Here is a 13,963-nt window from a genome sequence, read left to right on the forward strand (position 1 = left end):
GTGACGAGCCGATCGTGCTGCTCGATTATCAGCCGGGTCGCGGCCAGATACACCCGCAGACTTTCTTGGGCGATTACCACGGCATAGTCATGAGTGATGGCTATTCCGCTTGGCGCACGCTGGAAGGGGCAACGCATCTTGGCTGTATGGCCCATTCGAGGCGGCGCTTCGTCGATGCCCTAAAGGCGAGGAAGAAAGGCGGCGGCCCGCCGGAACAGGCGCTCCGCTTCTTCGAACAGCTCTATCGGGTTGAAAGGCAGGCGCGGAACCAAATCCCCGATGACGGCGAAACGCGAGATCACTGCATTCGCCGCTTCCGCCAGCAACATAGTGTCCCCATCCTCCATGCTCTCAAGGCATGGCTCGACGACATCGCCCCAAAAGTCTTGCCGGACAGCAAGCTCGGCGACGCCGTCTCCTACACCCTGAACCAATGGGGATATCTGACGCGTTACACCGAGGACGGCAGCATGCCGATCGACAACAATCTTCTCGAGCGTGACATCAGGATTTTTGCAACTGGCCGGAAAAGTTGGCTGTTCAGCGATACCGTCGACGGAGCCAGGGCCAGCGCCGTCATCTACAGCCTGGTGTTGACCTGCCGCGCCTGTGGCGTCGAGCCGTTAGCGTGGCTGCGCCACGTCCTCACTGAACTACCTCAGCGCCCCGAGAACGCAGCCATCGAGGATCTGCTGCCCTTCAACTTCGCCAAAGCACCAGCAGCCTGATCAAACCAGATACCGTTCCCGATTCGAAGGCCATCCCTCGAAAGCGCCCGCGTCAACGTGCAGGGAAAATAGCGCTTACTTTGGAGCAACCCCGAACGAATTATGACAGCCCTGTTTCAAAAAACGTTAACATTGACGCACAACGACGCCGTTGCAACCTCATCCTAATGGCCGGACCCGCTACAACGGAATCGCTCAACTAAAAAGGGGAACTGATAATGAATAATATCGTAGGCAGTGTGAACCGCCGGACCCTTCTCAAGACCGGCGCGACGCTCGGGGGAGGAATCATAGCAGCCGGCATGCCGCTCTCGCAGACCATCTGGGCCGCAGAAGGCAAGGTACTCAAGGCGCGCGCCTTCCGTGAGCTTCTCACCCTCGATCCGGGCTTCTACGGCGGGGTAGCCGATGTTGACGTGATGAACTGCATCTATTCGAAGCTCACGCATTACAAGCCGGGCTCCGAATGGGGCTGGGATCTGGAGGCGGCAGAAAGGATCGAACAGGTTGATCCCACCCATATCCGCTTCCAACTTAAGAAGGGCATCAAATTTACTGGCGGCCATGGCGAGTTGACCGCGAAGGACGTGAAATTCTCCTTTGAGCGCGTTATCAAGCACAAATCGCCGGCCAACATCGACTGGGGTCCGTTCGACAGTGTCGAGATCGAAGATGACTATACTGGCGTAATCGTCTTCAAGACGCCGTTCGTGCCAGCTTGGCTAATCAACTTTCCCTATGGCGTTGGCCATATCGTTTGCGAGGATGCGGTGATGAAGGCAACCGGTGATGGCGGTAATTTCGGCATGAAGCCGCCCGCTTTCTCCGGCCCCTATGTGATCGCCGAGTGGAAGGCGAATGAGCATCTCCTTCTTGCCCGCAATCCCGACTGGTCGGGGCCGAAGCCAGGTTTTGACGAAATTCGCATCGTTCCGATCGGCGACGAAAAGGCTGCGGAGCGTGCGTATCAAGCGGGCGACATCGATTTCACTGCGATCAGCTTGGATTCGCTGGCGACCTTAAAGACCAACCCGCCCGCAGACACCAAGGTTGAGGAACATGCTTCGCTCTCTTTTACCTGGCTCGGCATGAACCTGGATCACCCGAAGCTGAAGGACATCAATGTCCGCAAGGCGATCCAATGGGCGATCAATGTACCTCAGATCCTCGATGCTGCCTATGCGGGTCAGGCGGCCGTTGCAACGGGGTTGATTGCTCCCGGTGTTGTCGGGCATCGCGAAAAGGCGCTTGTTGCCCCGGAAGGTGATCTCGCAAAGGCGAAGGAGTTCCTGGGAAAGGCTGGTGTGAGCGATCTCACCTTGACCCTCGATTGCCTGAACGACAGCACTAACTCGACAATCGCCCAAGTGATACAGGCGCAATTGTCTCAGATTGGCATTACGGTTGACGTTAGGGTCCAGGATTCCGGCTCGTTTTGGACTATTGGTTCGGAAGCGGATGGGGACCGCTGGAAAGATATGCAGCTCATCATCCTTGAGTACACCATGCTGCCGGACCCTTACTATGGCACCTGCGTTTTCGTGAGCGAACAGGTCGGCGTGTGGAACTGGATGCGTTTCCGCAGCAAGCGCTTTGATGAGCTGAATGCCAGGGCGCTCGCCATCAGTGATCCGAAGGTGCGGGCACCGCTCTATTTCGAGATGCAGGATCTCATGGAGGAGTCCGGTGCCTTCCGGTTCTTGACCCATGGAGGGGCACCGGTCATGTACCGCACTACGCAAATCCAGGCCGCAACCCGCCCGGACGGAGTCCCACTGTACCTCGATTTCAAGCCGGTTTAGAGTAGCGTAGTCTGATCAAGAAGATGTGGCTCTATTTCCTCAAACGGATAGCCCTCGCGATCGCAATCATTGCGATCGCGGTGGCGCTTATGTTCCTGATGATCCGCGCAGTCCCTGGCGACCCGGCCACGATTTTGCTAGGCTCGCGCTCGACACCTGAAATGAGGGCGTTGATTCATGAGCAGATGGGGCTCGACAAGCCTCTTGTTGTGCAGATCATCACGTTTTTCGGCGGATTGCTTCATGGTAACCTGGGTTTTGACGCATTCAGCCGTAGGCCTGTTGCCGACATTGTTTTGGAGCAATTGCCGTTTACGATCGAACTGATTTTGGTCTCGATCTTATGGGCGGTCGTAGTAGCCGTGCCGCTTGGCTGCTACTCTGCGGTGCGGCGAAACTCCTTCGTCGACCAGGTGGCCGGCGTCGTGACGGTCGCCACGATCGCAATTCCTTCCTTTGTCATGGCGGTCTACGCGCTACTAATTTTTGGAGTGACTCTGCGTTGGTTGCCGGCGATCGGAGCCGGCAACGGCTTCTGGGATGGACTTGTCCATCTCATCCTCCCAAGCTTTGCAATAGGCATTGGCTGGGTTGGCTACATATCGCGGCTGGTACGCGCATCCATGCTCGAGATTCTGGGAGAAAACCACATCCGCATGGCTCGCTCCTTTGGAATTTCGGAATGGCGCATCGTTGCGCGCTACGCGCTGCCGCTCGCGATCCTGCCGACCGTGACCATACTCGGGGTAGGCATCGCGTGGCTCCTTTCGTCCGCAGTCTTTATCGAAGTGGTCTTTGCGAGACCTGGCATCGGCGCGTTGATTGTGAATGCGGTCAATACCCGCAACTATCCGATTGTGATGGGCGTCGTGCTCGTCACCACGTTCCTTATTGTTACCGCTACGACGCTCTCGGATCTTGTCAACGCATTCCTCGATCCGCGAACCCGGGAAAAGCTCTGATATGGTGATTTTGGAAGTCATCCATCCGGAAGCCAACGATGCCAAGGGTACCGGCGCCTTTCGCACCTTTTTGCGGCAATTGCGCAAGAACCGTCTGGGCGTGCTTGGAGCCGTGCTCGTCGTGCTCGTGTTCGCGAGCGCGATCTTCGCTCCGCTGATAATCACGCATGATCCGATCCGGATCATGGTCGGGCCTCGTCTGGCCGCACCTTCACGGGATTTTCTGCTGGGTACGGACCAACTGGGCCGCGACTCGTTCTCTCGCGTCATGATGGGCGGCCGCATCCCACTCTTTGTCGCTTTCGCCTCCCTCGGCAGTGCGCTGGCGGTCGGCGTCGTGCTTGGTCTCATCGCAGGCTTCGGGCCGCGTTGGCTGGACAGTTTGCTCCTGCTGATCTTCGATACCATCCGCTCCTTTCCCGGTATCATTTTTGCGCTAGCCATCATTGCGCTTCTGGGCCCAAGTCTGCCGACCGTCATTCTAGTCATTGCAATAACGTCCATGCCCATTTACGCGCGTGTAGTGCGCACACAGACAGGGGCGCTGCGCAGCAGCGAGTACGTCGCTGCGGAGCGCAGCATGGGGGCCGGAACAACACGTGTCCTCGCCGTTCACGTCCTGCCCAATGTCATCGGTCCGCTTCTCATTCTCGTGAGCATGGATGTGCCGGCTGTGATTGCCGTTGAGGCAGGCCTCAGCTTCCTAGGCATGGGAGTGCGACCACCGACGCCTGACTGGGGAGCGATCCTCAACGATGGCTACAGCTACGTCAACCAGACCCCTTGGCTGGTCATCGCCGGCGGCATTCCGATCGTCCTCGCAACGCTCGGCTTCACGTTTCTGGGTGAAGCGTTGCGCGACATATTCGATCCCAAGCTGCGGAAAGACCTATGACACGCGACGATCTGACACCGCACACGTCCGCCCGGCTGCTTCTTGAGATCCATGACCTAAATCTTGATTTCGGCATGCCACGCGGGCGCGTCCACGCACTGCGCAATGTGTCGCTCGATGTGCCAGCCGGGCAGGTGGTTGGCATCGTCGGCGAAAGCGGATCAGGAAAATCGACGCTCGCGTATACAGTGATGGGCCTGCTTCCAGAAAATGCAGATGTAACATCCGGCAGCATCCTGTTCGAAGGTAAAGACCTGCTCAAAATGTCCGCTCAGGCGCATCGGAGCCTGCTCGGCGATCGTCTATCCATGATCTTTCAGGATCCAATGACCGCACTCAATCCGGTGCGGACCATCGAGAGCCAGATGATCGATATCCAGCACCACGAACAAGGAAGCCGCAGCGAAAAGCGCGCTCGTGCCCTCGAGATGCTTCACCGGGTCGGAATTCCCGATCCGCAAAGTCGTATTGGCGCCTATCCGCATCACTTCTCTGGCGGCATGCGTCAGCGCGTTTGCATTGCCATGGCGCTGCTTGTGAAACCAGCACTCCTCGTCGCCGACGAGCCAACCACTGCGCTCGATGCAACGCTGGAAGTGCAAATCATTCATTTGCTTAAGGATCTGCAAAAAGAAATTGGTTGCTCGATTCTCTTCGTCTCCCACCACCTCGGCGCGGTGGCTGAGTTGTGCGACCGAGTCGCCGTCGTGTATGCGGGCGAAGTGGTGGAGCAGGGCGCGGTTCGGGACATCTTCCACAATCCTGCTCATCCATATACGCGCGCGCTGCTTGAGTGCGATCCTGGGCGTATCAAAAAAAGCACACGCACTTTGCCGACCATTCCCGGCGAGGTACCCAGTCTCCTTGGCAGCAAGGTAGGATGCATCTTTCGTACACGTTGCGGACATGCGTCCAACCGCTGTGTCCAAGAGAACCCGGTCGAGTACCGCATCGGCGTGGACCAAGTCGCCCGATGCCATCTCCTCGACGAAGAGCGGTTGGTTTCGGTATGAGCGCGCTGCTTCGGGTTGAGGACCTGCGCGTCCGCTTCCGCACCATGGGTCCGCTGAAGGCGCTCGCAACCGGGACGAATGCGCCTTTCATTGACGCGGTGTACGGTGTGTCCTTTGAAATCCAAAAGGGCGAGACACTCGCCCTTGTCGGTGAAAGCGGCTCAGGCAAATCCACTATCGCGCGCACGATAATCGGCTTGCAGCGGGCTGTGAGCGGCAGCATCAGCTTCGACGGACAGGGAATTGAGAAGCTCAACGGGGCTGAACGCAAGCCCTACTTGCGGCGCATGGCGATGATGTTCCAGGATCCGATCGGGTCACTCTCGCCGAGGCTGACTGTTCGATCGCTCCTGACAGAGCCTTTTCGCATCCATGGGTTAAAGCGTCGCGATGCCGGAGGCGAAGCGGAGCGCCTGCTTCGGATGGTCGGCTTGCCGGCGGAGTTTGCTCGCCGCTATCCCCATCAGCTTTCCGGAGGTCAGGCCAGGCGCGTGGGTATCGGGCGTGCTCTTGCGCTGAATCCGGACTTGATTATTGCCGATGAGCCGACCGCGGGCCTCGACGTCTCAGTGCAGGGCGAGGTGCTCAATCTTCTCGCGCGGCTTCAGGATGAACTCGGCATGGCGATTCTGATTATCACCCACAATCTTAACGTTGTGCGCCACATGACCGATCGCATGGCGATCATGTATCTCGGCCGCTTTATTGAGGTCGGCTCGACCGAGCGTATCTTTGAACACCCGCGTCATCCCTATACCGAGGCGCTGCTTGCGGCCAATCCCGAGCCTGACCCGGATGCGGTGCTGAACAGAATAGAGCTCAAGGGTGAGGTGCCGAGCCTGATGAAGCGGCCATCCGGCTGCGAGTTCCACACGCGCTGTCGCTACGCGCAGGAGATCTGCAGCCGCGTCTTCCCCGAACCTTCAACAAGCGCGGATGATACCGAACACAGCTTCAGATGCCATTTCCCGCTGGAGCGCGAAACCGCGATGCCGTTGGAGCAGAGACGGCTGTCTGTAGCTGGGCCAACCCTGAAATAACTAGTCATCCATCGCTCCTCCAGACCATGCGAAGAAAATAGAAGAATTAAAGGTCGCTGAAGTGAGACTGAGTGAATATATAGAGCACGATGACATCGGTTTGCCGCGCTCGTGTGCGCGGCCAAAGTGGCACCCGAGATCGATGCGCCTGCCTCGCAAGGCGTACGACGAGGTCAATCCGCGCATCAATGTTGTTATCGAGTTCTATGAAGATGCTGCGTTCGTCGCCCCCGCGCATACGGGGCTTTTCGATGGCGTGCCATTCCTTCGCACGAATCTCGGAGCTACCGAAGCCGGGGAGCCAGCCGGCGCCCGACGGGGAGGCTCCGATGGCGGGGGTTCTATTCGCAACCAACGCAGCATACTGCGGCCCGTCTGCTTGAATCCCCTCACCGGCCACATCTTCCGTCGCCCGAAGCCAGCAAAATTTCGGCGTTAGCGCTGGATCGGCTGTCAGGTCGCTGAAAGACACGCACTGTCCACACTCTTCATGAGTCCCATGAACAACCCCTACTTGGAAAGGCCCGCCGCATGACGCTCTCCTCGATCGCCAATCCCGACCTCGCCATCCAGTTCGACAACAAGCCACGCTGGAACCTGCCCGATCAACGCCGCTCGGGTTTCCACAACCTGCACACCAAGGCGCGCTACACGATGTCGTTGCGTGCCCCCGCGTCTTGCCGCTCACGAAGGAGGTCGACTGGACCATCGGCGAGCGGCCCGAGGTCGCACGCTTCCTCGCCATGCCACATTTCTCGGCCTTTATCGTGGTATGCGGCGAGCACATTCTCTACGAAGCCTATGCGCCGGATTTCGGGCCCGAGAGGCCGCATCCCATCATGTCTATTACCAAGACGACGCTCAACCTGATGCTCGGCCGAGCCGTGGCCGACGGCCACGTCAAGCTCGAAGAGCAAGTACGCACCTATCTGCCGGAGATCGGTACGGGCTACGCCGAAGCGACCGTAAAGGCGACCGCCGACATGGATGTCGCCAACGACTTCACCGAGGACTACAGCGACCCCTACACCGCGGCCTTTGACTTGGATGCCGCCTCCGGCTGGCGCCTGCCGCCGGAGGGTGAGAAGGAGAAGACGATCCGCTCCGTCTGTTGTGGCGTCGCCGGCGGCGACTTGGCGAATCGCACCGGTGAGGTACTGTATAAGTCAACTACAGCGAGGTCATCGGCTGGATCGTCGAGCGCGCCAGCGGCCGGGTATTGCGCGACTGGCTGATCGAGATCGTCGAGGCGGCGGGCCTGGAGCAATTCTTCCATATCAACTGCGACCGCGAGGGTGTGCCGCTGATCGACGGCGGCGCCAGCCTCTCCGCCCGCGATCTTGCGCGCTACGGGCTGCTGTTCGCGCGTAAGGGCGAGGGTATCGACGGGCGCCGCGTGGGCGATGCCGCCTTCATCGAAGAGACGCGCAGAAACCCCGGCCCGGCCTGGCCAAAGCCGCGTGACTGGATGCGCTATAGCCGCCAGACGTTTACCGACGGCAACTGGCTCGGTCACGGCGGTTACGGCGGCCAACTCATGCTCGCGAACCCCGATACCGGCACGGTCGTCGTCTACTTCAGCGTCCTCGAGAATTAAAGCGCATCTGACTCCGCCTTCTCCGGGCCTCTGGTGAAGATGATGGCCGAGCTAGCTGCTCAAGAAGCGGCAGTCGCCAGCAGCTTCTGACCCGATCAATAGCCGGCAATATGTTCCAACGGCAGGCCGCTCTCGAAACGATGGATCTGCTCATTGACATGGGCAAAAAGCGCCTTGATATCGGAGAAGGCAGCGACATGCGGTGTGACCTGCCACGGGTAATTTCCTCCAGTTGGGATTAGAGTCCGGCCTCGTTTGAAGGACGGACTGATGAAGAGAAAGCGATTTACGGAAGAGCAGATCATCGCGGTTTTGCGCGAACACGAGGCGGGGGCGAAGGCGGGCGATCTGGCCCGCAAGCACGGGATCTCGGAGGCGACGCTGTATAATTGGAAGGCCAAATATGGCGGGATGGAGGTGTCGGACGCCAAGCGGCTGAAGGCGCTGGAGGAGGAGAACGCGAAGCTGAAGAAGCTGCTTGCCGACCAGATGCTGGAGGCCTCGGCGCTGCGCGAGCTTCTTTCAAAAAAATGGTAGGGCCCGTCGCCAAGCGCGAAGCCGTCGCGCATCTGAGGGCCGCCATGGGCCTGTCGGAGCGGCGAGCCTGCTCGATCGTCGCTGCCGACCGCAAGATGATCCGTTACCGGTCCTGCCGGCCGCCTGAGACGGAACTGCGCGGCCGCTTGCGAGACCTTGCCAATGAGCGCCGGCGCTTCGGCTATCGGCGGCTGTTCATCCTGCTCAGACGCGAGGGCGAGCCGTCGGAGATCAACCGCATCTATCGGCTCTATCGCGAGGAAGGGCTGACGGTTCGCAAGCGACGGTCACGACGACGCGCGGTTGGCACCCGCGCACCGATCCTGGTCGAGGCAAGGCCGAACGCCCGCTGGTCGCTGGATTTCGTCCACGACCAGTTCGCCTGCGGCCGGCGCTTCCGCGTGCTCAACATCGTCGACGACGTGACACGCGAATGCCTGGTGGCGATCCCAGACACCTCGATCTCAGGCCGGCGTGTCGCGCGCGAACTGACGGAACTGGTCGCCCGCCGCGGCAAGCCGGGCATGATCGTCTCCGACCATGGCACCGAGTTCACCTCGAACGCCATCCTCCCCTGGTCGAAGGATCACAAGGTGGAATGGCATTACATCGCGCCGGGCAAGCCGATGCAGAACGGCTTCTGCGAGAGCTTCAACGGCCGGATGCGAACTCTTGAACGAAACCTTGTTCTTCGGCCTCGACCATGCCGGACGACGATCGCCGAATGGGCGGACGACTACAACCGATCGCGCCCACATTCGGCGCTCGGCTACATCACGCCCGCGGCTTATTCCGCCAATCTCACCGCAACGGGCGATCAGCTGCACAACCCCGACCAGCTCCGCCGATCGCCCGTTGCTCAACCCGCGCCATACGGCGTACAACCCGCCGAGGCTCTAATTGCCGCTGGATGAAAATCCCGTGGCAGGTCAGGTGTCACATAGACGCTCGGCGACGTCCAGAAGCGGCTCTCCTGCAATAGCGGTTCCTCTTCGAAGACGTCGAGCGAAGCTCCACCCAATACGCGGGAATCGAGGCATTGAAGAATATCTGCCTCCACCTGACTGCCGCCGCGGCCGGCGTTGATGAACACCGGGGAGCAAAACGGACCCTTACGGCTGAGTTTCTTAAAGAGGGCTGCGTGGAAGATCCCCTTGGTATCCGCGGTCAGCGGCAGGAGGCTGACCAGAAAATCCGTCCTGCGGAGAAAGGCGTCGAGCCCTGCGGCGTCATAGGTGTCGATGCCCTCGACGGCGCGCTTCGTTCGCGACCAGCCGATCACCTCGAAGCCCATCACGGCGAGTTTGTGGGCGGCGTCCTGCCCAAGCACGCCCATCCCCATGATGCCGACGGTGACGTCGGCGGCTTCCGGCTGGCTGAGGTCCCGCCACTCGCGCATCTTTGCCAGCGCCTCATAGGCGCGATGCTGGCGGAGATGCGGGAGGCATTGCACCACCACCCATTCGCTCATTCGCGTCGTCAGCGTCCGGGTGACGAAGCGCACCAAAGGCACGTCAGGGAGACCCGGCAGCGTCAGCACGTGGTCGACGCCGGCGCCGCCGGAAAACACGACCTTGAGGTCCGCCGCTCGCGAGAAGAGGTCGGGCGCAGACTTCCAGACGACCGCATAGTCGATACACGAGAGGTCCTGCCTTCATGGGCCGGATTCGCAAGGTTGATTACCTCGTGCCGAGGGACGGCGCCTTTGAGGGAGGCGTCCACTTCCTCCGAGATGAATTTCAGATCGACGATAACCGGGCTTTTTTCATGCAGGGGACACTCCATTTACGATGGCGGAAAGGTCCACGGCCTCGCTGCGTGGGGCTACGGCCACTGGTTTCGCATTGGGGTGATACGTATGAGGAGTCCTCGACATTTACTAGCGAACCCACTCTGCCAAGGCATGCTGTCTAATCTGAACCGCCCCGGGTTTTCCGGAGGCCGTTTCGTTTGAGTCACGCGGCTATGGCTGGTTCATCCAACATGGCGTAGTAGCGTTCCTCGGCTTCGGCCGGCGGGATGTTGCCGATGGGCTCCAGCAGCCGGCGATTGTTGAACCAGTCGACCCATTCGAGCGTGGCGAACTCGACGGCCTCGAATGAGCGCCAGGGTCCGCGTCGATGGATCACCTCGGCCTTGTAAAGACCGTTGATCGTTTCGGCGAGAGCATTGTCGTAAGAGTCGCCGACACTGCCCACCGAAGGTTCGACGCCGGCGTCCGCCAGGCGCTCGGTGTATCTGATAGAGACGTATTGGCTGCCTCTATCGCTGTGATGGATGAGCCCGCCTCCCTGCATGGGCCGCCGATCATGGAGAGCCTGTTCCAGAGCGTCCAGAACGAAGCTGGCATGCGTCGTCCGGCTCACCCGCCAGCCGACGATCCTTCGCGCATAGGTGTCGATGACAAAGGCGACATAGACGAAGCCCGTCCAGGTCGCGAGTGGAGTAAGAAGCGCAGATGCGCTTCTCCTCCCCGAACCGTACTTGCACCTTTCATCGCATACGGCTCTCTATTCAAGCTTGGCCCATGGCCATTGCAACATCATGATAGTTTGACGTGACGGTACTGCGGTTTTCGATCCGGAAGATGTATGGGTTCTCCTCCGGATTACGCCACCGGAACTGCGCCTTGGGGCTTGAGACAAGCCGTTGCAGCGCTTTGCCGACGGGTCCGCCGCGTTCATTCCGACCGAAACGAGCCAGGTTTTCGCCTTGCCCGGTTCCGGGACTCGGTACCATTTCCGCATCAAGGGTTTGATGCGCGACCGGTATTTGTGTCCCAGCCAATGCGCCATTTTCCAGAACACGACATGGTCGATGCGCCGGAATACGTACGCCGTGAAGTCGGTGAACTTGTAGAACGCCGCCCATCCCACCAACTGGCGATTCAGGCTGGCGATCATATCAACCGTGCTGACACTATGATTGCCGGAAAGGGTTTCGGTGAGTTTGCGAACAAACCCCTTGGCCTTTTCCTTGGGTATCGTCGTGACGACGGACATACGTCCGTGCGCCCCACACTTGCGAATGATCCGGTGCCCCAGAAAGACGAAGCCGTCATTGACGTGAGTGACATGGGTCTTTTCCATGTTCAGCGTCAGCTTCAACTCACCTTCCAGAAACGCCCGGCATTCCTCGCGGATTTCCTCTGCCTGAGCCTTGGTTCCTTTTACGATCACGACAAAATCGTCAGCGTATCGGCAATAGGCGACGGCCGGTTTCCATTGCCGGTTCTCTCGAACCGTAATGGGGCGGCCCTGCTTAATGCCGAAGTTCCATGCCCATCGGTCCTTGCGGGCCTTGTCGCTCAGATATTTCGCCTCCAACCAGGCATCAAACTCATGGAGCATGATGTTGGAAAGGAGCGGTGACAGAACGCCACCTTGCGGAACACCCTCGCTGGAGGCCGTGAACAGGCCACGATCAATGTGCCCTGCCTTCAGGAGCCGCCAGAGAAGATCGACGAAACGCCCATCCTGCACCCGTCGCCGCACACATTTGAGAAGCAGCCGGTGATGGACCGTATCAAAGTAGCTTGCCAGATCACCTTCGATGATCCAGCGGCCCCTCGTCGTGTCGGCTCCATCCTGTAGCTGTATCCTCACGGTGCGGACGGCATGATGCACGCTCCGTTCCCGCCGGAAGCCATAGGATAAACGATGAAAATCGCTCTCCCAGATCGGCTCCATGGCCATCAGCATGGCGCGTTGAACGATGCGGTCCGTCAGGGTTGGAATACCCAGTGGTCGTAGCTTGCCGTTGGATTTCGGGATATAGATGCGCTTGACCGGCTGGGGGCGATAACTCTCCTCCAGCAGGCTTGTCCGCAGGTCGTCCAGATGCTGATCCAGTTTGACCTGCAGTCGTAGCTTATCCATTCCGTCGATGCCCGGTGTTCGTGCGCCACTTGACGCCAAAACGATCCGAGCAGCCTCCGCAAGCCATTTCCGGTTGGCAATCAGCCGAAGAAGCCGATCGAACCTTCGGTTCGGATCGTGTTCGGCCCATGTTGCGAGCTTGTGCTGCATTTCGCTGATTATCAAAGGTCTTCACCTCTCTTGGTCAGATAGTTTGCACTTCAAGCAGTTTGAACTGTTCCCCTTCGCCATGTGACAGGCTTTCCCTGCCGCGGACTACTACGAGAACTCCGCCAGCATGATGGACATCAGGGTCAACTCCCTTGCGACGCAGAACATCGTGGTCATTCCATCATGCCTTCCCTCGTTCATATGCTGGACGTCATCGTATTGGTGGGGCTGCCGGTCGCAGTCTTTTCCCTTGCTTTCCGCAAGTCGATGCCGATGCCATGGTCTGGCTGCATTCTCCCCATGGCTCCCACGGACAGCCTACGTATTCGTCCGTGTTTGGATGACGCTTGCGTACATCTCAGGCGTCATCATCAGCATTTCGCCTGTTAAGCCGTGTAGGCGAAGGCGACATTTCAGCCCTCAGATGCGGGTTAACCGGTTCGTGTTCCTCAACCTTCCAATACTTCAGCCTCGGGAACCATCTTGGCGTAACGACTTCGCCTCAGTCCCCTTTACCTGCGGGCTACGTCACCCTGCCAGTTGACGGCAGGTCACCGCCGCTTGGGCTCATGCCCCCTTACAGCAGAGGGCAGGCAATTCTCCGCATCCTCCTTTCTCTTTTGCGTTCCAGTCATATGCCTCCCCCAATGGGCGAGGCGCACCGTAGGTGAAGTCGGAGACCCACAGCATGTTCGGCGCCGGGGCATGGAACTGGCGATTGACGTGATCGAGAGGGCATGGTGCCGCCTTGTCGCTCACCGTGGTGCGGATCGGCTTGCCGCGGATGATGCCTTCGAGGCCCATGGCCTTCATCAGGCGGGCAACCGTGCAGCGGGCGACATCGAAGCCCTCGCGACGCAACCGCCGCCAGACCTTGCGAATGCCGTAGACGCGGAAGTTAGCCTCGAACACGCGTCGGACCTCATCCTTCAAAGCCTCATCCCGCTTCACCCGAGCCGACAGCCGGGAGGGATCGATGCGCTTGGCGACATGGTCGTGGTAGGTCGACGGGGCGATCGGCAGCACCTTGCAGATCGGCTCGACCCCATGCGCCTCGCGGTGATCGTCGATGAACGCGATCATGGCTTGAACCGGCGGTCGAGCTCCGCCTGGGCAAAATACGCGGAAGCCTTGCGAAGTATCTCGTTGGCCTGGCGAAGCTCGCGGTTCTCGCGTTCCAGAGCCTTGAGTTTCGTCGCCACATCCGTAGGCACACCGGCTCGCACGCCACTGTCGCGCTCGGCCTTCTTCACCCACTCATGCAGCGTCTGCGCCGTGCAGCCGATCTTGGCGGCGATCGATGAAACCGCCGCCCACCGCGACGTATGCTCGCGTTCGTGATCCAGAACCAGCCGCACCGC

General features: G+C 59.6%; 10 protein-coding genes, 5 pseudogenes and 1 other annotated feature. Of the genes and pseudogenes, 10 read left to right on the plus strand and 5 right to left on the minus strand.

Annotated elements, in window-relative coordinates; translation table 11 throughout:
* From tnpC to NKJ90_RS32475, 8 genes are all read left to right on the plus strand, one after another.
* Positions 1–728: IS66 family transposase (gene tnpC / locus NKJ90_RS32440; RefSeq protein WP_352487687.1), on the plus strand; the 728-nt coding region annotated here is incomplete at its 5' end.
* Between the two features lie 218 nt (positions 729–946).
* A complete protein-coding gene (locus NKJ90_RS32445; RefSeq protein WP_352487688.1) occupies positions 947–2,530 on the plus strand; it encodes an ABC transporter substrate-binding protein in 1,584 nt (527 codons plus the stop codon).
* Between the two features lie 23 nt (positions 2,531–2,553).
* On the plus strand, positions 2,554–3,492 hold the full coding sequence (locus NKJ90_RS32450; RefSeq protein ID WP_352487689.1) for an ABC transporter permease: 939 nt from the start codon (positions 2,554–2,556) through the stop codon (positions 3,490–3,492).
* A gap of 1 nt (position 3,493) precedes the next feature.
* Positions 3,494–4,387: an ABC transporter permease gene (locus tag NKJ90_RS32455; protein ID WP_352487690.1), complete on the plus strand. Its 894-nt coding sequence runs from the start codon at positions 3,494–3,496 to the stop codon at positions 4,385–4,387.
* Positions 4,384–5,400 (plus strand): ABC transporter ATP-binding protein, encoded by a 1,017-nt coding sequence (locus tag NKJ90_RS32460; protein WP_352487691.1) that lies wholly within the window; start codon positions 4,384–4,386, stop codon positions 5,398–5,400. The genes NKJ90_RS32455 and NKJ90_RS32460 overlap by 4 nt, the downstream gene beginning before the upstream one ends.
* Entirely contained in the window at positions 5,397–6,440 is a 1,044-nt protein-coding gene (locus NKJ90_RS32465; protein ID WP_352487692.1) for an ABC transporter ATP-binding protein, read from the plus strand. Before NKJ90_RS32460 ends, NKJ90_RS32465 begins: the two co-directional genes overlap by 4 nt.
* 677 nt (positions 6,441–7,117) lie before the next feature.
* Positions 7,118–7,675, plus strand: coding sequence for a hypothetical protein (locus NKJ90_RS32470; protein ID WP_352487693.1), 558 nt, complete (start codon positions 7,118–7,120; stop codon positions 7,673–7,675).
* Positions 7,660–8,037, plus strand: a complete 378-nt coding sequence (locus NKJ90_RS32475) for a serine hydrolase (RefSeq protein WP_352487694.1) — start codon at positions 7,660–7,662, stop codon at positions 8,035–8,037. Before NKJ90_RS32470 ends, NKJ90_RS32475 begins: the two co-directional genes overlap by 16 nt.
* 95 nt (positions 8,038–8,132) lie before the next feature.
* On the opposite strand, the pseudogene NKJ90_RS32480 reads toward NKJ90_RS32475, so the two are convergent.
* Positions 8,133–8,246 (minus strand): annotated as a pseudogene (locus NKJ90_RS32480) (glyoxylate/hydroxypyruvate reductase A); the annotation flags it as partial.
* A gap of 61 nt (positions 8,247–8,307) precedes the next feature.
* Between NKJ90_RS32480 and NKJ90_RS32485 the strand changes: the two are divergent.
* Both NKJ90_RS32485 and NKJ90_RS32490 read left to right on the plus strand, forming a co-directional pair.
* Positions 8,308–8,460, plus strand: a pseudogene (locus tag NKJ90_RS32485) (transposase); the annotation flags it as partial.
* Positions 8,427–9,488 carry an IS3 family transposase gene (locus NKJ90_RS32490; protein ID WP_352487695.1) on the plus strand — a complete coding sequence of 354 codons (1,062 nt, stop codon included), beginning with the start codon at positions 8,427–8,429 and terminating at the stop codon, positions 9,486–9,488. The pseudogene NKJ90_RS32485 and the gene NKJ90_RS32490, both read left to right, overlap by 34 nt.
* A 17-nt stretch (positions 9,489–9,505) precedes the next feature.
* On the opposite strand, the pseudogene NKJ90_RS32495 reads toward NKJ90_RS32490, so the two are convergent.
* The 4 genes and pseudogenes from NKJ90_RS32495 to NKJ90_RS32510 all read right to left on the minus strand — a co-directional run.
* Positions 9,506–10,347 (minus strand): annotated as a pseudogene (locus tag NKJ90_RS32495) (NAD(P)-dependent oxidoreductase); the annotation flags it as partial.
* Between the two features lie 182 nt (positions 10,348–10,529).
* Positions 10,530–11,021: pseudogene (locus NKJ90_RS32500) on the minus strand (IS3 family transposase); the annotation flags it as partial.
* Between the two features lie 63 nt (positions 11,022–11,084).
* The gene (gene ltrA, locus NKJ90_RS32505; RefSeq protein WP_502904961.1) at positions 11,085–12,602 is read right to left on the minus strand and encodes a group II intron reverse transcriptase/maturase; all 1,518 of its coding nucleotides are present in this window, start codon (positions 12,600–12,602) and stop codon (positions 11,085–11,087) included.
* Positions 12,603–13,265: 663 nt separating this feature from the next.
* Positions 13,266–13,963: pseudogene (locus NKJ90_RS32510) on the minus strand (IS3 family transposase); the annotation flags it as partial.
* Positions 13,611–13,727: a sequence feature (AL1L pseudoknot), on the minus strand. It overlaps the preceding pseudogene by 117 nt.

The sequence above is a fragment of the Mesorhizobium sp. M0051 genome (assembly GCF_040323235.1).
GTDB lineage: Bacteria > Pseudomonadota > Alphaproteobacteria > Rhizobiales > Rhizobiaceae > Mesorhizobium.